The 17,469-nt window shown below is 62.4% G+C and carries 20 protein-coding genes and 2 pseudogenes; 11 read left to right on the forward strand and 11 right to left on the reverse strand.

Annotated features, from left to right (window positions below):
- The first annotated feature begins 23 nt into the window (after nucleotides 1–23).
- Entirely contained in the window at nucleotides 24–1,778 is a 1,755-nt protein-coding gene (locus tag G9463_RS08755; protein ID WP_165896488.1) for an AarF/ABC1/UbiB kinase family protein, read from the forward strand.
- A gap of 35 nt (nucleotides 1,779–1,813) precedes the next feature.
- On the opposite strand, the gene G9463_RS08760 is transcribed toward G9463_RS08755, so the two are convergent.
- Nucleotides 1,814–3,340 (reverse strand): cryptochrome/photolyase family protein, encoded by a 1,527-nt coding sequence (locus G9463_RS08760; RefSeq protein WP_165896489.1) that lies wholly within the window; start codon nucleotides 3,338–3,340, stop codon nucleotides 1,814–1,816.
- A gap of 170 nt (nucleotides 3,341–3,510) precedes the next feature.
- On the opposite strand from G9463_RS08760, the gene G9463_RS08765 reads away from it, so the two are divergent.
- Nucleotides 3,511–4,083: a halocyanin domain-containing protein gene (locus tag G9463_RS08765; RefSeq protein WP_004962431.1), complete on the forward strand. Its 573-nt coding sequence runs from the start codon at nucleotides 3,511–3,513 to the stop codon at nucleotides 4,081–4,083.
- 21 nt (nucleotides 4,084–4,104) lie between these two features.
- On the opposite strand, the gene G9463_RS08770 is transcribed toward G9463_RS08765, so the two are convergent.
- Genes G9463_RS08770 through G9463_RS23985 form a run of 3 tightly spaced genes read right to left on the reverse strand, consistent with a single transcriptional unit; the run spans nucleotide 4,105 to nucleotide 4,766 of the window.
- Nucleotides 4,105–4,407, reverse strand: a complete 303-nt coding sequence (locus tag G9463_RS08770) for a hypothetical protein (protein ID WP_004962433.1) — start codon at nucleotides 4,405–4,407, stop codon at nucleotides 4,105–4,107.
- The gene (locus G9463_RS23980; protein ID WP_240149980.1) at nucleotides 4,404–4,604 is read right to left on the reverse strand and encodes a hypothetical protein; all 201 of its coding nucleotides are present in this window, start codon (nucleotides 4,602–4,604) and stop codon (nucleotides 4,404–4,406) included. The genes G9463_RS08770 and G9463_RS23980 overlap by 4 nt, the downstream gene beginning before the upstream one ends.
- Entirely contained in the window at nucleotides 4,605–4,766 is a 162-nt protein-coding gene (locus tag G9463_RS23985) for a winged helix-turn-helix domain-containing protein (protein ID WP_370457902.1), read from the reverse strand.
- 242 nt (nucleotides 4,767–5,008) lie between these two features.
- Between G9463_RS23985 and G9463_RS08780 the strand changes: the two genes are divergently transcribed.
- Nucleotides 5,009–5,899: a halocyanin domain-containing protein gene (locus G9463_RS08780; protein ID WP_240149981.1), complete on the forward strand. Its 891-nt coding sequence runs from the start codon at nucleotides 5,009–5,011 to the stop codon at nucleotides 5,897–5,899.
- Nucleotides 5,900–6,056: 157 nt separating this feature from the next.
- Entirely contained in the window at nucleotides 6,057–6,875 is an 819-nt protein-coding gene (locus G9463_RS08785; RefSeq protein ID WP_165896510.1) for a halocyanin domain-containing protein, read from the forward strand.
- Nucleotides 6,876–6,899: 24 nt separating this feature from the next.
- Here the strand turns inward: G9463_RS08785 and G9463_RS08790 are convergent, their stop codons facing one another.
- Nucleotides 6,900–7,673 (reverse strand): fumarylacetoacetate hydrolase family protein, encoded by a 774-nt coding sequence (locus tag G9463_RS08790; protein WP_004962437.1) that lies wholly within the window; start codon nucleotides 7,671–7,673, stop codon nucleotides 6,900–6,902.
- Nucleotides 7,674–7,836: 163 nt separating this feature from the next.
- Between G9463_RS08790 and G9463_RS08795 the strand changes: the two genes are divergently transcribed.
- Genes G9463_RS08795 through G9463_RS08810 form a run of 4 tightly spaced genes read left to right on the forward strand, consistent with a single transcriptional unit; the run spans nucleotide 7,837 to nucleotide 11,820 of the window.
- On the forward strand, nucleotides 7,837–8,571 hold the full coding sequence (locus G9463_RS08795) for a prephenate dehydrogenase/arogenate dehydrogenase family protein (RefSeq protein ID WP_127013386.1): 735 nt from the start codon (nucleotides 7,837–7,839) through the stop codon (nucleotides 8,569–8,571).
- Nucleotides 8,568–10,043 (forward strand): class I SAM-dependent methyltransferase, encoded by a 1,476-nt coding sequence (locus tag G9463_RS08800; RefSeq protein WP_165896490.1) that lies wholly within the window; start codon nucleotides 8,568–8,570, stop codon nucleotides 10,041–10,043. Before G9463_RS08795 ends, G9463_RS08800 begins: the two co-directional genes overlap by 4 nt.
- Nucleotides 10,044–10,079: 36 nt before the next feature.
- Nucleotides 10,080–10,889 (forward strand): 5'/3'-nucleotidase SurE, encoded by an 810-nt coding sequence (gene surE / locus G9463_RS08805; protein WP_004962440.1) that lies wholly within the window; start codon nucleotides 10,080–10,082, stop codon nucleotides 10,887–10,889.
- A 7-nt stretch (nucleotides 10,890–10,896) separates the two neighbouring features.
- Entirely contained in the window at nucleotides 10,897–11,820 is a 924-nt protein-coding gene (locus G9463_RS08810) for a DMT family transporter (RefSeq protein ID WP_165896491.1), read from the forward strand.
- A gap of 11 nt (nucleotides 11,821–11,831) precedes the next feature.
- Here G9463_RS08810 and G9463_RS08815 read toward each other — a convergent pair whose 3' ends face one another.
- From G9463_RS08815 to G9463_RS08825, 3 genes and pseudogenes are all read right to left on the reverse strand, one after another.
- Complete coding sequence (locus G9463_RS08815; RefSeq protein WP_165896492.1) at nucleotides 11,832–12,518, reverse strand: hypothetical protein; 687 nt, start codon at nucleotides 12,516–12,518, stop codon at nucleotides 11,832–11,834.
- Nucleotides 12,515–13,432: a GAF domain-containing protein gene (locus G9463_RS08820; RefSeq protein ID WP_193569575.1), complete on the reverse strand. Its 918-nt coding sequence runs from the start codon at nucleotides 13,430–13,432 to the stop codon at nucleotides 12,515–12,517. The genes G9463_RS08815 and G9463_RS08820 overlap by 4 nt, the downstream gene beginning before the upstream one ends.
- 118 nt (nucleotides 13,433–13,550) lie before the next feature.
- Nucleotides 13,551–14,672: pseudogene (locus G9463_RS08825) on the reverse strand (DHHA1 domain-containing protein); the annotation flags it as partial.
- 63 nt (nucleotides 14,673–14,735) lie between these two features.
- On the opposite strand from G9463_RS08825, the pseudogene G9463_RS08830 reads away from it, so the two are divergent.
- Nucleotides 14,736–14,867 (forward strand): annotated as a pseudogene (locus G9463_RS08830) (ISH3 family transposase); the annotation flags it as partial.
- Between the two features lie 168 nt (nucleotides 14,868–15,035).
- Here the strand turns inward: G9463_RS08830 and G9463_RS08835 are convergent.
- The gene (locus tag G9463_RS08835) at nucleotides 15,036–15,191 is read right to left on the reverse strand and encodes an alanine--tRNA ligase-related protein (protein WP_370457904.1); all 156 of its coding nucleotides are present in this window, start codon (nucleotides 15,189–15,191) and stop codon (nucleotides 15,036–15,038) included.
- A 221-nt stretch (nucleotides 15,192–15,412) separates the two neighbouring features.
- Between G9463_RS08835 and G9463_RS24310 the strand changes: the two genes are divergently transcribed.
- Together G9463_RS24310 and G9463_RS08840 are read left to right on the forward strand one after the other, a co-directional pair.
- Complete coding sequence (locus tag G9463_RS24310; protein ID WP_255458684.1) at nucleotides 15,413–15,541, forward strand: hypothetical protein; 129 nt, start codon at nucleotides 15,413–15,415, stop codon at nucleotides 15,539–15,541.
- A gap of 144 nt (nucleotides 15,542–15,685) precedes the next feature.
- On the forward strand, nucleotides 15,686–15,826 hold the full coding sequence (locus tag G9463_RS08840; protein WP_165896476.1) for a hypothetical protein: 141 nt from the start codon (nucleotides 15,686–15,688) through the stop codon (nucleotides 15,824–15,826).
- A gap of 332 nt (nucleotides 15,827–16,158) precedes the next feature.
- Here the strand turns inward: G9463_RS08840 and G9463_RS08845 are convergent, their stop codons facing one another.
- Both G9463_RS08845 and G9463_RS08850 read right to left on the reverse strand, forming a co-directional pair.
- Complete coding sequence (locus tag G9463_RS08845; RefSeq protein WP_127013826.1) at nucleotides 16,159–16,557, reverse strand: hypothetical protein; 399 nt, start codon at nucleotides 16,555–16,557, stop codon at nucleotides 16,159–16,161.
- Between the two features lie 62 nt (nucleotides 16,558–16,619).
- Nucleotides 16,620–17,432, reverse strand: a complete 813-nt coding sequence (locus G9463_RS08850; RefSeq protein WP_127013390.1) for an HD domain-containing protein — start codon at nucleotides 17,430–17,432, stop codon at nucleotides 16,620–16,622.
- Nucleotides 17,433–17,469 lie beyond the last annotated feature (37 nt).

Here is a 17,469-nt window from a genome sequence, read left to right on the forward strand (position 1 = left end):
TCGCCGGGCCTCACTTGCAAACAGTGACTGCTGAGGAGCGTGTCGCCGACGAGCCGACAGGAGAGACAGTGTCACAGCCGGGCGGCCTCGGCGTTCGGCTCCGCGCGCTCTGGCGGGCGCTCGTCATCGTCTGGCAGTTCGTCCCGCTGCTCTGGCAGTGGGGCCGGGACCGGAAGCGGTTCCTCCTGTTCGGCCGGTCCCGGTCAGTGGCCCCCGAGACGCGGACGCGGCGCGCCCGCTACCTGAAGGATACGTTCGTCGACCTCGGCCCGGCGTTCATTAAACTCGGACAGATGCTCTCGACTCGGCCTGACGCCCTGCCACGGGCGTACGTCGGCGTCCTCTCAGAGCTACAGGACAACGTCCCACCTGACGCGTGGGCGACCATCGAGCCAGTTATCGAACGCGAACTGGGCGACGATATCGATACGCTGTTCGAGGCATTCGACACGACAGCCATTTCGGGAGCCTCGCTGGGCCAGGTGTACGAGGCACAGATCGACGGCCAGCGGGTCGCCGTGAAAGTGCTTCGACCCAACATCAGAACGCGCGTCGAATCCGACCTGCGCGTGCTGTCGACGCTGCTGCCCGTGCTCACCTACGGCGCGGACCCGGGCCAGGCATTTACGCTGGAAAATCTCACCGAAGAGTTCGCAACGACGGTCCGCCGGGAGATGGACTACGGCCACGAGGCGCGAATGCTCCGTGAAATCGGCGACAACTTCGCAAACGACGACGACATCGCCATCCCGGACGTCGTCGGGAGCCACTCGACGGACCGCGTGCTGACGATGACGTACCTCGACGGCGTGAAAATCGACGACGTAGAGCGGCTGGACGAACTCGGCATCGACAGGCCGGCACTCGTCCGCCGGCTCGAAGAGGTGTACATCCAGATGATCGTCGAGGACGGCCTCTTCCACGCTGACCCCCATCCCGGCAATCTGGCGGTCCAGCCCGACGGGACGCTCGTCTTCTACGATTTCGGGATGACCGGCTACCTCGGTCCCCGAACACAGGACCAGCTGCTTGAGTTCTACGTCGGACTGGCGACTGATGATGTAGACCGCGTGATGGACGCCTTCGTCGAGATGGGTGCGCTTGACCCGATGGCAGACCGTGACGTGATGCGGGAAGCGTTCGACATCGTTATCGAGCAGTTCCGCGGCGAGGACATCAGTGAGTACCGCATCGAACAGCTCGTCGGCCAGTTCGAGACGCAACTGTACGAGTTCCCGATGCGGCTGCCACAGGATCTGGCGCTGGTGGTCCGGGTAACGACGGTCCTTGAAGGCGTCTGTCGCACGCTCGACCCCGAGTTCGACTTCATCGAGATCATCTCCGAGTACGTCATGGAGCAGGGCGCTGGGGACGACGTTCGAGAGCAGATCAAGACGGAAATCCAAGAGGCAGTGACTGGCTCGACCCGGTCAGCAGTGCGGGCAGCCCCGAAGGTGGAGGACGCACTCGACAGAGTCGAGCGCGAAGAACTGCTCGTCAAGACCGTGCTCGAAGACTCTGATGGGCTAAGCCGGGTGCTCGCCAAGCGACTCCTGCTCGGTATCGTCGCCAGTGCCGGCGTGCCGGTGAGTGCCTACCTCTACACCGTGAGCGGGCTTCAGCCAGCAGGCCTCGCACTGGGCGGGAGCGCGGCGGTGCTCGGAATTCTCGCGTGGTCGTTCCGCCGACGGCGCGGACCAGCGCTGTCGACGCCACAGTTCACCCGCCATGAGATGCAACAGCGGCAGGCGACCGACGCTGCGGACGGAGACGAGTAGGCAAGCGCCGACGGTTTCCCACAAGACAGCGGCGCTCAGAGTTCGCCTTTGGTCGCCATTTCACGGATTTCTGCGGCCCGTTCGCGTATCTCCCCGAGTTCCTCGTCGCTTTTGTTGTCGACGTGGCTGTACATCAGTCCCATCCGGTGGTTCGACCGGAGCGTCTCCTCGTTGCGGTCGAGGAAGTCCCAGTACAGCGCGTTGAACGGGCAGGCTCCGTCACCCGTGGTCTTCGTTTTGTAGTACGGACAGCCCGAGCAGTAGTCGCTCATCTTGTCCACGTAGTTCGCCGAGGAGGCGTAGGGTTTGGTGGCGAACACGCCCGCGCCGTACAGCCCCATCTCGACGACGTTCGGCGTCGTCACCCAGTGGAAGGCGTCGACGTAGCCAGCGTGGAACCAGCGGTTCAGCTGTGCCGGCTCAACGCCATAGATGAGGCCGAAGTTCGCGAGAATCATCAGCCGCTCGATGTGGTGTGAATACCCGCGCTCCCGGACCCCGTCGACCACGTCGGAGAGACACGCCATGTCGGTGTCGCCGTTCCAGTAGAAGTCGGGCAAGGCCTCGTTCGCGCCAAGCTGGTTCGCTTCGGCCAGACTGGGCATCTCCCGGCGGTACACGTGCCGAAGAAACTCCCGCCAGCCGAGCACCTGCCGGATGAACCCTTCAACGCTGTTCAGTGGCGCATCGCCGTCCTCGTAGGCGGTGATAGCGCGCTCGATGACCTCCGCAGGGCCGAGGAGTCCCAGATTGAGCGACGTGGAAAGCAGGCTGTGGCTCATCGCCCACTCATCTTCCAGTATCGCGTCCTGGTACGAGCCGAACTCAGTCAACCGGTCCGTGACGAAATGGTCCAGTGCTTGGACGGCTTGGCGGCGAGTGACGGGCCAGCGGAACGGCTCTGGGTCGGCCCAGTCACCGCCGTATGGTCGCTCGTCGTAGCTTCCATCGAACGTCGAATCGACCCACTCGATAACGTCTTCGGTCACGTCGTCCGGCTCGAACTGCGGTGGCTCCGGTGGCGTCCACCCGTCGGGTGGCGTCTCACGGTTCTGGTCGTCGTAGTTCCACTCGCCGCCAACTGGGTCGCCATCCGCCATCAGGTAGCCCGTCTCCCGGCGCATGAACCGGTAGAAGTCCTCGTGGCGGTAGCGGCCGTCGCCGCGCCACTCGTCGAACTGGGACGATGCGCAGAGGAACCGTTCGTCGGCGACAAACTCGACGGCTCCGCCTGCCTCGGCGACCAGCGATTCGAGGCGCGCCTGTGCGGACTCAGTCTGCGGTCGGTGAGTCACGAGTGTGTCGTCAGGGTTGGCCTCAAAGTGTGCCGCCAGTCCGTCCTCAAAGGTCTCTGTCTGCTGGTATCGGACCGTTCGGCCGTCGTCCCGGAGATTGTCGCGGAAATGTCGCATCGCGCTGAACAGCAGAATCAGCTTGTGTGGGTGGTACGGCAGCTTGCGGGCGAACGACTCCGATTCTATCAGAAGCACCGGTTCGTCAGGTCGTCGAGCGACGGGTCCGGACCGCCGGATGAGGTGGTCACCGCGAAGCCAGACAGTCATCGGCAAACGGACACTCCCATTAGTTACAGTATATGCCTGTATCCGCATCAATCCCCGTCCGAACTGTGTTGGTATCCCGGGACAGCGGGGTGGTCAAAACCTCAATTATTGTTTCTTTACAAACGACAGAAGCGACTTCCTTATAAGTACACAGTCATAACTTTAAATGCATGACAAACGACCTCGACAGACGGACGTTCATTCGCACGACGGCGGCCGTATCAGGCGCTGGACTCCTCGCTGGCTGTGGCGGGTCCGGCGGCGACGGTGGCAGCGACGAGACGGAAGCCGAAGAAATGGAGACCACCGAAGCCGAGGAGATGGAATCCACTGAAACTGAGGAAATGGACACCGAGAGCAGCGGTGGGATGGAAACCGCCGAAGCGCCGAGCGAGGTCGCAGACTACGTTGGCGAGTCGTCGAATTTCGATGGCTCCATGGTCGTGATGACGGACCAAGACGAGGTTTCCGTCTCCGTCGGGGCCGAAGGCAACGGCGGCGCGTTCGCCTTCGACCCGCCGGCGATAAACGTCTCGACCGGAACGACGGTCGTCTGGGAGTGGACCGGCCAGGGGGCCGGCCACAACGTCAAGTCCGAAGGCGACGGGCCGCTTGACTCGGGTTCGGCTGTCGCAGAGGAAGGAACCACCTACGAGTACACGTTTGAGGAAACCGGCACCTACCTCTACAACTGTGTCCCGCACAAGGCGCTCGGGATGGTCGGCGCAGTCGTCGTCGAATAACGGATAGCTGTCTGGCAGATTTTATCGTGTTACCAGCGTGGAGCGACTGGTGACGTACAGCGAATACGCGATGACGGCGAAGCCGACCGCGGTGAGCGCGTTCTCGAAAATCAGTGCGGCATCGGTGGGTAAACCGAACAGCTGGTCCGCGACGCCAGCGATGAGCGACCCGACAGTAATGGTCGCGAATCCGACGGCGAGATACGTGAGCCCGGTCGCCCTCGTTGTCAACGCTGCGCGAGCAGCGAAGTAGGTGATGAGCCCGCCAAGTAACACTGTTACCGTCTTGAATCCGATGACGATGAGTGGGATATCTCCGTTCATAGTTCCTCGCTGACGCGCGACCACAGGAGTGCGAGCCGGTCGCTTGGCCGCTCCTCGGCAGGCAGCACGTCGACCTCGAACGCGCCGTCGGCGTCGATCCCGACGAACACCCCGTCACAGTCCCGAATGTACGCCGTCGCGTGATGACCGTCGGCACGCACCTCTGTTTCCTCAGCGACCAGTTCGGCCTCGCTCAACTATTCGAGCTTCCGGTAGGTGCTTGTCTGGGGCAGGTCACAGACCGAGGCAACCTCTTTGGCTGGCAACGGCTCGTCGAGCACCCTGAGGATGTCGCGACAGTCAGGGTCGGCGAGGGCGTCGAACAGCGCCTGTGTCTCGCTCGCGTCGTTGTATGCCACGGAGGGGCCCTCTCAGGGGACGGGTGGAAGTGGTTCTGCGGACGGTTCGGTCTCGATATGACGGGGCATCGACGTGAAAGCTGTGGGATATTGTTCCCACGGTGTCCTGCGGTACCCCGGCAGCCGCTCCCAGTCAGTGTCGGGAATATAAACCACCCTCAGATAAAGGGCGACTGTTTGTTTCCAGAATCTGGAAAGGGGCACCCCTTTTTCTATCATCGAATATCAACGACTAGTTTGCTATGCAACGGCCCTCCACGCGTAGACAGTTTCTCGCAGGCACGGGGTTGACAGCGCTCGCCGTTACCGCCGGGTGCGTTTCCTCAAGCGGCACAGGCCCGACTGACAATGAGACCGAAGCCGCTACATCGACACCAGAATCTCTTGACACTTGGTTTGACGACTCCAACGGCTACGATGGCGAGCCCGTCAAGTACGGCCCCCTCTCACAGCCAGTGATCATGGTCGGTGAGACAACCGACGGGGGCCTGGCATTCGATCCGCCAGTCATCGAAGTGTCGCCGATGACAAACGTTACATGGGACTGGACTTCCCATGGTGGTCAACGGAACGTCGTCGCGCTTGATGGTACCTTCGACAGTGGTCGGACGAACGCCCAGATCGGGACGAGCTACAACTACATCTTTGACGAGGTCGGCGAGTACCCCTACGTCTCCGAGCCCCACCGCGATGAGGGAATGAAAGGGGCGGTCATCGTCAAAGAACGGGAGTCCTCAGGATACCCTGCCATCGATCAGTGGCTCGGGTCAACGGGCAACTTCGACGGGACCATTACCGACCGCACCGGTAAGTCTGAAGCCACAGTTGCCGTTGGCGCAGAAGGCAATGGCGGTCAGTACGCGTTTGACCCGCCCACGATCAAGATTTCAACAGGGACAACGGTCATCTGGGAGTGGACCGGCGCTGGCGCAGCACACAATGTATTCTCGACTGACGGTAGTCAGATGGAGTCGGATAGCGTTATTTCGGACGACGGTAGTCCGCTTGATTCAGAACTCGTTTCAGAGGAAGACAGTACCTACAAGCATACCTTCGAGGAAACCGGAGTATCTCTGTATACCTGTCAACCGCACCAGGGCCTCGGTATGAAAGGTGCGGTCGTCGTCGAATAACGCAGCAGTCGGTACCTCATTTCCAGAATCTGGAAAGGGGGCATTCCCTTTTGTATCATCGAAAGACAACAACTAGCTTGCTATGCAACGGCCCTCCACTCGCAGACAGTTTCTCGCAGGCACAGGGTTGACAGCGCTTGCCGTTACCGCCGGGTGCGTGTCCTCGGGAAGTAGTTCAGAACCAGCAGCCGAAACCGGAACCGGAACTGAAACCGCGACGGAAACTGCGACCCCAACCGCGACGCCTGAATCGACGCCCGAGTCGCTTGACGACTGGCTTGATGATGCCAACGGCTACGACGGCGAGCCCCGCAGGTTCGGCCCCGAGTCTCGGCCAACGGTCTGGGTTGGGCAGGAGATGGACGGCGGACTGGCGTTCGACCCGCCTGTCATTGAAATCCCACCGATGACGACAGTTCGGTGGGACTGGACTGGGCACGGCGGCCAGCAGAACGTGGTCGCCCTCGATGATACCTTCGACAGCGGCCGAACAAACGCGCAGGCCGGAACAATGTATCACTACTTTTTCGAGGAGACCGGCGAGTATCGCTACGTCTCCGAACCCAATCGTGACGGTGGCATGAAAGGTGCGATTATTGTGAAAGAGCCACCGTCTTCGGGTAACGACACTGTTGATGAATGGCTCGCAGCGGCGAGTAACTTCGACGGCACCATTGTCGACCGCACCGACACTGACACTACAACTGTTACCGCCGGTGTGGAAGGGAACGGTGGGAAGTTCGCGTTCGGCCCCCCGGCGCTGAAGATTTCGACCGAGACGACCGTCCGCTGGGAGTGGACCGGCGAGGGAGGGCCACACAACATCGTCTCAAAAGGCGATGGCCCGCTCAACTCGGAACTCGTCGCCGAGGAAGGGAACACCTACGAGCACACCTTCGCGGAAACCGGGACCTACCTGTACTCCTGTAAACCGCATAAGGGCCTGGGGATGAGAGGCGCGGTCGTCGTGGAATAACTACCGAACTAGTGTGGCAGCCGCCTACGGAATCTTGACGCTGTGTTTGAGCGTGCCGATACCTTCGATTTCGACTTCGACTTCGTCGCCGTCTTCCATCGGTCCGACCCCTTCAGGGGTCCCCGTGGCGATGACATCGCCCGGTTCCAGCGTCATGTACGACGTTATTTCGGCGATTAGTTCGGGGACAGAGAAGATGAGGTGCTCGCGGGAGGAGGACTGCTTCGTCTCGCCGTTGAGACGGAGTTCGATACTGGCGTCTTCCGGGACGTGCTCTGGCGTGGCCACGAGCGGGCCGATTGGACACGCGTTGTCGAAGGCCTTCCCGCGGACCCAGTTCTGCTCCCGTCGCTGGTCGTCACGGTTGGAGATGTCGTTGACGCAGGTGTAGCCCGCGACGACGTCCATCGCGCCCGATTCGCTGACGTTCCGACACTGCTCGCCGATGACGACGCCGAGTTCAGCCTCGTAGTCGATGCGTTCCTTCCCCGAGGGCATCGTGAGGTGCTTGCCGTGGGACGCGACGGCGTTCGGGGCTTTGAGAAACAGCATCGGCCGGTCCGGAAGCTCCGAGTCCATCTCCTCGGCGTGGTCGGCGTAGTTGCGCCCGATACAGACGACTTTCGTCGGCTCGCAAGGCGGGAGGATGTCCACCTCGTCGGGGTCGTAGGACTCGTCGCCAAAGGCAATACGGCCGTACGGTCCGGCGGCGGCGGTGACGACGGGCTCGCCGTCCTCGACGGTCCAGCGACCGCCGCGAACGTTCCCCCCAGTATCACGGAATCGAACGCGCTTCATGTCACCGTTCTCTCAGGGCCGACAGATAAGCGTTTAGGAGGGGGAAACCGGACTACAGCGGGCTATTCGACGGTTGTCTACCCGGCCATCGTCACCTGCGGTGTCGCGGCGAGCAGGCGTGTGACCGAACGGCTTTTGAGACGGGACGGGCTACGCTGGGCCGATGAACGTCCTCGTCGTTGGTGCCGGCGCGATGGGCCAGTGGTTCGCACGCACAGTCCGGACCCACGCCGACGCGGCCGTCGCCTTTACCGACCTCGACCAGTCGGCTGCTGAAGCTGCTGCAAACGCGGTCGGCGGGCGCGCTGTCGCCAGCGACGCGGCCGAGACTTTCGATGTTGTCTGTATCGCAGTGCCGATGCCTGTCGCCGAGACGGCTATCGACGAGTTCGCGCCGTGTGCCACGGACGCAATCGTTGACGTAACGGGGAGCATGGCAGGCCCCATCGCAGCAATGCGGGACGCGATGCCCGATGGCCAGCGACTCAGCCTGCACCCACTGTTTGCCCCCGAGAACGCGCCCGGCAACGTCGCTGTCGTCGCTGACGCGTTGGGACCCGATGCTACTGCCGTCGTCGACGCAATCGCTGCAGCCGGAAACAACTGCTTCAAGACGACGGTGTCGGACCACGACGAAGCCATGGAAACGGTACAGGCCAGCGCTCACGCCGCCGTACTCGCGTTCGCGATGGCCGCCGCGGACGTGCCCGACCAGTTTCAGACGCCGATTTCGGCCGGCCTGTTCGACCTTGTCGAGCAGGTGACCGGCGGCGACTCGCGGGTGTACGCCGATATCCAGCGGACATTCGACGGCGCGGACGCGGTCGCCGACGCCGCCAGCGAACTCGCCGACGCCGACGCAGATACTTTTGAGCGGCTCTACGAGCAACTCTCATGAACCAGGACACACGCCAGCAGATACGCGACAACGCCCAGTACCTCCGGAACGTCCGACCGCTTGACCCAGAGGAGCTACACGAATACGTCGAGGGCCAGCCCCACCCCGCCGTCGTCAAGCAAGTACTCCGAGAGGAGGCATTCGACCTTGGCATCGTCGAGCAGGATGACGGGACCTTCGTGCCGGCACCTGAGGGTCGCCTGTCGGTAGCATTCGACGGTGTCGACCGGTTCCCCGACAGCTACGAACAGCAGGTCATCGACCTGTTGACAGAGTGGGGCGGGCTGGAGTGGCACAGCGGCGACAGCGGTGACGAATTCCGTGAGCGTATCCGCGACATCAAAGAGCGGTATCTGCAGGGCCAGGCCGTCGAATACGACGAACTGACCGCGCTGGGCTACGCCGTCTACCACCTCCCGGACTACTACGCCGTGGCGAAGTACGTCCTTGCGGACCTCGCCGCCGACGGCCTGCTCCCGTCACAGCTTCGAGTGCTGGACGTGGGGGCCGGTGTCGGCGGCCCGGCGGTCGCCCTGCGCGACCTGCTTCCGGACGACGCGCTGCTCGACTACCACGCGGTCGAACCGAGCGCCGCCGCGGACGTGCTGGAACATCTGCTGGAGGACAGCGGCCAGAACGTCCGCTGGGAGATTCACCGGGCACTCGCCGAGGAGTTCGACCCGTCGTCGCCGCTTGTCGGCGACGACAGCGGTAGTGGGGCCGGAGACGGGGACAGCGGTAGCGACGACAGCACCGACGAGGGATACGACCTCATCATCTTCGGCAACGTCCTCAGCGAACTCGACGACGCGGCGGCGACCCTCTACCGGTACGTCGAGGCGCTTGCCGACGACGGGACGTTGCTGGCGCTGGCCCCCGCCGACCGGAACACGGCCATACAGCTCCGAACTGTCGAGCGCGAGGTGGCCGACGGCGGCCCGGCGACGGTGTATGGGCCGACCGTGCGACTCTGGCCTCACCAGTCCCCCAACAGCGAGTCGTGGTCGTTCGACCGCAAGCCGGACATCGAGGTGCCAACCATGCAACAGCGCCTCGACGACCCTGCCGGCGGGACAGGCGAGTTCGTCAATACGGACGTGCAGTTCGCCTACAGCGTCCTGCGAACCGACGGCAAGCGAGTGCACGATGTAACACCGGACCGGGGCATCCACGCGCCGATGGCCGACGCCGAGAACTACGTCACCGACCGGGTGAATTTTCTGGGTGTGAAACTCAGCCACGACCTCGCCGAGCGGGAGGGCGCAAATCCGCTGTATCTGCTGGGCGATGGAAGTCAGCAGGTCGACCACTTCGCCGTGCTCACCGAGGCGTCGATACTGAACGAGGACCTCCGGAAAGCCGACTACGGCGACCTGCTGTCCTTCGAGAACGCGCTGGTGCTGTGGAACGACGACGAGGAGGCGTACAACGTTGTCGTCGACGGCGAGACGGTCATCGACCGGGCCCGCTAGCGGTGGGCTTTTCTCGGGGACGGCCCCACGGAGCGTATGGACGAGCCGACGATTCTGCTGACGAACGACGACGGCATCGAGAGCGCCGGCCTCCGGGCAGTGTACGATGGTCTCTCGACGGTCGGCGACGTGACCGCGGTCGCCCCGGCGGAGGACCAGAGCGCGGTCGGTCGGGCTATTTCCCACGAAGTAACCGTCCACGAGCACGAACTCGGCTATGCTGTCGAGGGGACGCCCTCAGACTGCGTCGTGGCGGGGCTGGAAGCGCTCGTCACCGACACCGACCTCGTCGTCGCGGGCTGTAACCGCGGGGCGAACCTCGGCGCGTACGTTCTCGGCCGCTCGGGGACCGTCAGCGCCGCCGTCGAGGCCACCTTCTTTGACGTGCCGGCGATGGCCGTCTCGATGTACATCCCGGTCCGCGAAGACGCCGCCTTCGCGGACATCGAGGCCAACGGCGACAGTTACCGCGAGGCAGCGAAAGCGACAACCTACCTTGCCGACCACGCCGTCGACGCCGGCGTGTTCGAGCAGTGCGACTACCTGAATATCAACGCCCCCGTCGCCGAGTGGGGCGACGCACAGATGACGGTCACCCGACCGTCCCACCTCTACGAGATGGACGCCGAACAGGATGGCGACGCTGTGACGCTCCACGACCGCATCTGGGAGCACATGGCCGACGGCGACATCCCCGACCCTGAGGGGACCGACCGTCGCGCCGTCGTCGACGGAAAGGTCAGCGTCTCGCCGCTGACCGCGCCGCACACGACGGAGCATCACGAGGCCCTCGACGCGATTGCGGAGACGTACGAGCCGGACGACGGCGGCGAGGCGGCCGACTGAGCGGACGATGCGGTTCCGCAACGCCATCCTCTTCGTCGCGCTCGCAATCGCCTGGGGCAGCGCCTTCACCGCGATCAAGGCTGGGCTGGAGTATTTCCCGCCAATCCTGTTTGCGGCGTTCCGGTACGACCTCGCCGGCCTGTTGATGCTCGGCTACGCGGTGTACGCTACCGACCAGTGGGTCCCGAAGAGTCGGACCGACTGGATTGTCGTGGGTATCGGCGGCTCACTCCTGATCGCCGCATACCACATCTTCCTGTTCGTCGGCGAGCAAGGAACCACCAGTGCCGCCGCCGCTATCGTCGTGAGCCTCTCGCCGATTCTTACGACCGGGTTCGCGCGTGCGTTTCTCCCGGACGAACGGCTCACGACGCTGGGCATCGTCGGCCTCCTTGTCGGGTTCCTCGGTGTCGGCGTTCTCAGCAACCCCGACCCGGGGAACCTTCTCAACCCCCGGACCGTGTCGCTGTTTCTTGTATTCCTCGCGACCACGTCCTTTGCTCTCGGGAGCGTGTTGACCCGTCGGTTCGACGACGACTTGGAGATAGAGACGATGGAAGCGTGGTCGATGCTGCTCGGTGCGGTGCTCATGCACGGCATCAGTTTCGGTGCCTCCGAGTCGATGGCCGACGTTCAATGGACTCCTGAAGCCGTGCTGGCGCTGCTGTATCTGGTCGTCGTCGCCAGCGCGCTCGGCTTCCTCATCTACTTCGATTTGCTGGAGCGGCTGGGACCCATCGAGATCAATCTCGTCTCCTACGCCGCGCCGGTCGTCGCCGCCGCCACCGGACTGCTGTTCCTCGGGGAGACGCCGACGGTTTACACGGGTGTCGGATTCATCTGTATTCTCATCGGGTTCGGGCTGTTGAAACGGGACGCACTGCGAAACGAAGTTGCGCGGTTCAACGGGACGCCAAACCGGGGCGATTGAGTCCCCGGTTGCTATTCAGAGAGGGTGAACGGCTGCCAGCCGTTGGGCTGGTCTGGCAAACCACGGACCCGGAGTTCGCCGTCGCCCGCCCCGCTCTCGGATTCTCTGACTTCGATACGCCCGTCTGCGACCTGACTCAACGTGTTGACTGCTTTCGTGTCGTGGGTCGTCGGGTCGATAGCGAGCACACCGAGGCCCCCGGCGCTGTCAATGCGACCAGAGACGGTCTGTGCAAACTGGAACAGCGCCCGCAGGTCGACGTACATCGATAGCGATGAGAGGCTTATCAGTCCAGTCCGGACACGACCGTGTTCGACGGTCCCGTACAGCCCCTCATACAGTGCCGAGAACTTCATCCCGATGCCGGTCAAGTCACTCTGTGTCGAGACGTACTTTACGCGCTCGCCCAGCGCAGACTGCGCGGCGTCTTGCCCGCTACAGTCGATGACCCCCATTCTGGTGTCGTCAAACGACGGTTGGGTCTGTCGACAGGCGTTCAGCAGCTTTTCCGCGGTCATGTTCGTCGAAATGTACAGCATCCCCTCCTCGGCGTCGCTGCCGCCGGCGACGAGCGTTCGTGCGACGGCCTCCGCCCGGCTGAGGGCCGGCCCAGCGACAAGAACGATAGTCCCCGGATCGATCGGGTTGATCGGGATACCGTCGGGGAACTTGTACCCACCATCAGTCTCTGTAGTCATTGCGCTCCCCCTGTGTCTCCGGCGACGCTATCCAGCCGTGAGTGGAGTTCGATGAGGTCCATTGCGACATCAGCGAGGTCGCAGAGGTACGCCTCATCGGCCGCCGAGAACTCCCGTGAGTCGTCGTCATACACGCACAGCGGCCCAATAACCAGTCCGTTCGAGGTGATCAGGTTCGCCCCCATATACGCTCGAATACCCATGTCCAGCAGGGTCTCGCTCCGGGTCTCGAAGCGAGGGTCCTCGGTGACATCTTCGACGGCCATCACGTCGTCGTCTTCGAGAATCGTAAACGTGCAGATAGAGTCCTCGCGGTCCATTGACTCCCAGTCCTGAGCGTCGCCGTAGCAGGCCAGGAAGTCCTGGCTGTGTTCGTTGATGATATTTATCGAAGCCCGGTCGACATCGAAGTGGTCAGCCGCGAGGTTGGTAATTCGGTCCAGCGATGCCTGCAGGTCCGGGCTGTCGAGGTCATACGAACGGAGCGCCGCCAGCCGTTCGGCCTCGTTTTGTGGGACCGGATACGTCGCCTGAACGCGTGTTTCGATGGTCGTCCCCAGCAGTTGCGAAAGGCGCTCCGTCCCGAAAACCGAATCCTTACCGACGAACTCCGTAATCGAGCCGCGAAGTTCCGTGGTGTCGATGGTGTCCGGGTTGGTGTCGGTGTAGAGAATACACCCGGCGTCCGGACAGGCCGTCTGTGCCGCCCCGATGAGGTCGAACCCAGTCCCATCGGGGAGTTCGTATTCGGTGATGACTGCCGCGGTGTCCGTTGTCAGTTCGGCCTCCGCGCTGGCCAGTGTTCCAGCCGTTTCAAAACGGAGGCTCTGGTCCGACAACTCCGACCGGAGCTTAGCGACCGTCTCCTCGCGGGCGTCCTCGTCCGGGTCCACACAGAGAATGCGATGTACCATCGGTATCTGGTGTGAGATTCCTGCCGGCAGGCATGTACGTACTGGCCCAGCTATCAACCACGAAAACGGGAACGAAGCCGATTGCGAAGCGGACGGACTGACTGCCAGTTGTACCCACTCAATCCACGTTTCCAGAGAGGTCTTTGAGAAAAGCGACGATGTCATCGCCATCAGCGCTGAGTCCACCGCCCTGAGCGACTGTCGGTCGCCCGCCACCGCCGCCACCGAACTCTGTAGTCACCTGACCGACCACTTCACCGGCGTCGACGCCGCCGGTCGTCCCGACGCCCAGGTACTGGCCGTCAGCGTCGACCAGCGCGGCCACGTCGATGTCGTCGTTGACGGCGGACTCTGCTCGGTCCGCGAGCGCGTTCGCGTCAAGCCCTGCGACAGTGCCGACGAGCCACGTCCGCCCGTCCGCTTTGATGGCGTCATCATGCAGGTCAGCGAGACGAGAATCGACGAGGCGCTTTCGGAGGGTCGATACTGTGTCCCGGAGGTCGTCGCGCTCCGACTGGAGTCCGTCGACAGCATCCGAGAGTTCAGCAACGTTCGTATCCAGCGACTGGGCGGCAGCCATCGCTCGCTCGTGCTCGGTCGCACGCTGGCGGATCGCTCGCGGGCCGACAGCGAATTCAACGCGAGTCAACCCCTCGCCGGGGTTGGAGCGAGCGAGCACTGTCACCGGCCCGATCTCACGTGTATTCCCGACGTGTGTCCCACCACAGGCGGCCACGTCCCAGCCGTCAACGGTGACGACCCGAACCGTCTCGCCCTCGATTCCCTCTTCTGTCTTCGTGTTGAACGCGATATCGTCGCGACCCAGTGCCTCGTCCCGCGGAATTTCTTCCCAGGTCACGTCGTAGGATTCCCAGACGGCGCGGTTAGTCAGCCGCTCAAGTTCGGTGAGTGTCTCGTCGTCGATTTCGGTCGTTGTTTCGAAATCTACCCGCACCTTCCCGGTGATAGCCGGTCCGAAGTCGTCGTCGGCGTTGTCAGGGACCGTCGCGCTGATGTCAAAGCCCCCGTAGCCGAGATCTGACAGCAGCCGGCGACCAGCGCCATAGAGGACGTGACTGGCCGTGTGGGCACGCATACAGTACGTCCGGAATGCCGTGTCAATCTGTCCCTCGACTGTCTCGCCCGGGTCGAAGGCCGGCGGTTCGGCCAGTTCGTGGACAATATCGCCGTTTCGATGCTGGACATCGACGACTTCGACGCCACCGAGGGTCAGTCGATCACATCGGGTTAGAGGAGGCGTCTGCTTGGATGCGGTGTAAAGCCTAGCGGCGCCCTGCCGTGGGGGGGGCGCCGCCTCTTGCGGTGGTCGTTCACGGAGTTTTGCGAAATGACGCTTCGCGCAGTTTGGACAGCACTTGGTGTCCGCAGGTCTGTTCCAGCGAATCAACCACTTGACGACCGGTTCTTCCGGTAACTGTCCATCGGGCCGGACAGCGGTCGTCAGTGGTGACACTGTCGCGTCGGCGGCAGTCCGCCGCCGACAGCGACGGTCCATCCCGAAAATCATGCTCACCAACGGTTCGAAGATGCTCCACAGCTAGTTCGGTTTGGTTCACCGCCATCAAACGGGGTTACGCGGCTGTCAATGTGATCGACTGAGGGTTCCCCGATCCGCCGGCTGGCCGCCGCCTTCGGCGTAGAAGTACGTCTCCGTTAGCACGACAGCAGTCGTATCGATACGGTCGACGGTCGACGTGAAGGTCGTCACAGTGGGCTCGGCTGCGGCTGTTCCCGTCATCGGGCGTGGCTACGGCGGCGTGAACAAAAATGTCTGGGCGTACCCCAGACAGTCGTCTGGGGCCACCCAGCCGACAAGAGCGCAGCCCTCGTGTGTACCGAGTCGGTATGGGTGACTGACGGCGCCCTCACAGTTACCGGTGGCATAATCCGCTGTGTGACACCGCATCCGCTCCCGATACAGTGCTACTAATTAAGTATCGACAGTGATCTTTACAGTCCATGCTCGGGAGTGGGGGCCACTCGATACTGCTCTGGCTGGTGGCGGTCTGGCTGTTCGCAGTTGGACTGTTTCTGGCACTTCTGTACGCGTCCGGCAGGCGGGGCCGGCGTGAGCAGGCTCGCGCGTAAGTGAGTGACTGTGCGGGCTGGGCGGTGTGACAGCGACGTCTGACGCTCGGCTGACGGGCACTCAGAATCGGCGTCGAGTCGTGCGGTTTTCACTTTCACCGTGAATTACCCGATTATATGAGTCCCGGTGTCCTGTCTGACAATATGATGGAGCGATTACGCCGGGTCGTGGGGACTCGACAGCAGTCACATCTGGAGTGTCGACGCTGTGGAACCACCCTCGAAACGGACGGGACGGCCTGTCCGGCCTGTGGCTCCAGTGACATCGCGCGGTACGATTTCTAGTCGTTGTCTCCAGTTAGTCCGTCGTCGCTCCCGCACCCACAGCCCCTGACTGGGCCTGTTGTTCCTGTCCATCAAACTGGGCGACGAGCGAGAAGTCCCCCAGTTCGCTCGACACCGGTCTGTAAATCTGTCACTCCTGAGACGGTCACACTAGTCTAGACTTCAAGGAGCGTCTTCGTTTCAACAACTATCGCGACTGCCGCTTCGCACTCTGGGCTCCGTTAATGGCCTGCTGCGACTGGATAACTTTGACACAAAAGCGAACACGAAAATATCACGTCAAGATATCAAATACCAAGACTCGATAATAAATGGAGCAACGATTCCACTGATTACTGTTCGACGTCCATCCAGATATCAGATGTTATTTTCGCGTCCGAGTTGTCCGGATGCGTCATGGTGAGCTGGTCCCCGCCCTCGACTGCGATGAGGTCGACAGTGTTGCTCTCCGTGTGATTCCGTGTCGGGTACGTAAACGGCCGTGACCGCGTTGGAAGGTCGCTGATCGACGGGCACTCCGGCGGCGCAACAACGTCGTCAGCGAACCCATCGGTGTGGATCTTCGACTGTGGCTTGTCTCGACCACGGTTATCAAGCCACGCAAAACATCGCTCCCCAAACGAAATGGTCTCAATGGCTGAGCGCACGCGGTACCTGACCCGGTCCAGCAGCGAGGGCGGTGGCGCGTCGCCGTCGTCCATCCTCCCCCGGGCACCCCGTGGCTCATCCATGGGTGTGAGACTCATGAACATAGCTAGGGAAGCACGGTACAAAACCGTTGTGTCGGTCCGGTTTAGAGTTCGATTCGCTCGACAATCTGGTTGCCGTCCTCCCGAGTGTTGAGCGCGACGATACGGACGTGTTCCTCCAGGCCAGAGTCCTTGAGTTTGGCTTTCAGAAGGTTATCGACCTGATAGACACCGGCCGCGTTGTTCATCGCGATTTCGACGAGGACGGGATAGTCGTCGCCCAGGCTCAGCGTCACCGTCTCGATAGCCTGGCTGGAAACGGTGTCGATACCGCGACCGCCACGCTTGTACGGAATGCGCGAACGGCCACGTTCCATGTCCAGCGCGTCGGCGACGCGGACGACGCCAGCTTCCAGCGTCAGTGGGTTTTCCTCGGTGTGATGGCAGAGAATTGCGTGGAGTACCTCGCCCTTTATCTGAACTGCCTGACGGATGCCGTAGAACTCATCGAGCAAGTCATCCAGAATGTCAGCGGCCAGCGGAATCGAGTAGTACGGGTGTGAATCGCGGTGGACAACGTGCCCAATGTCGTGTAGCGTCGTCGCAAGTGCAATAATAACAGCCTCATCGGCCTCATCGAGTCCGTGGTCGGCTGCGCCGTTGAACTCAACGCCGGCCTGCTTGAGGAGGTCATACAGACACAGCGCTCGGTTTCGAACGATGCCGATGTGTTTCGCGCCGTGGTCGTTGTACCGCTTGCGTGCGACGGGGTTGATGTTCTGAGCTTCGAGATACGCCTGAATCTCTTCGTCAGTCGTGACGGTGTCGAGAACTGCGTTCAGCCGCCCGTCCGGGAACGCGTGATCCGCCTCGGGGTCATAAATACGGCCACCGGTATCAGGTCTATCAACACTCATACTACAACCCAGACGACCCACCGCGAAAAATCCCCCT

Source organism: Haloarcula sp. JP-Z28, from assembly GCF_011440255.1.
GTDB classification, from domain to species: Archaea; Halobacteriota; Halobacteria; order Halobacteriales; family Haloarculaceae; genus Haloarcula; species Haloarcula marismortui.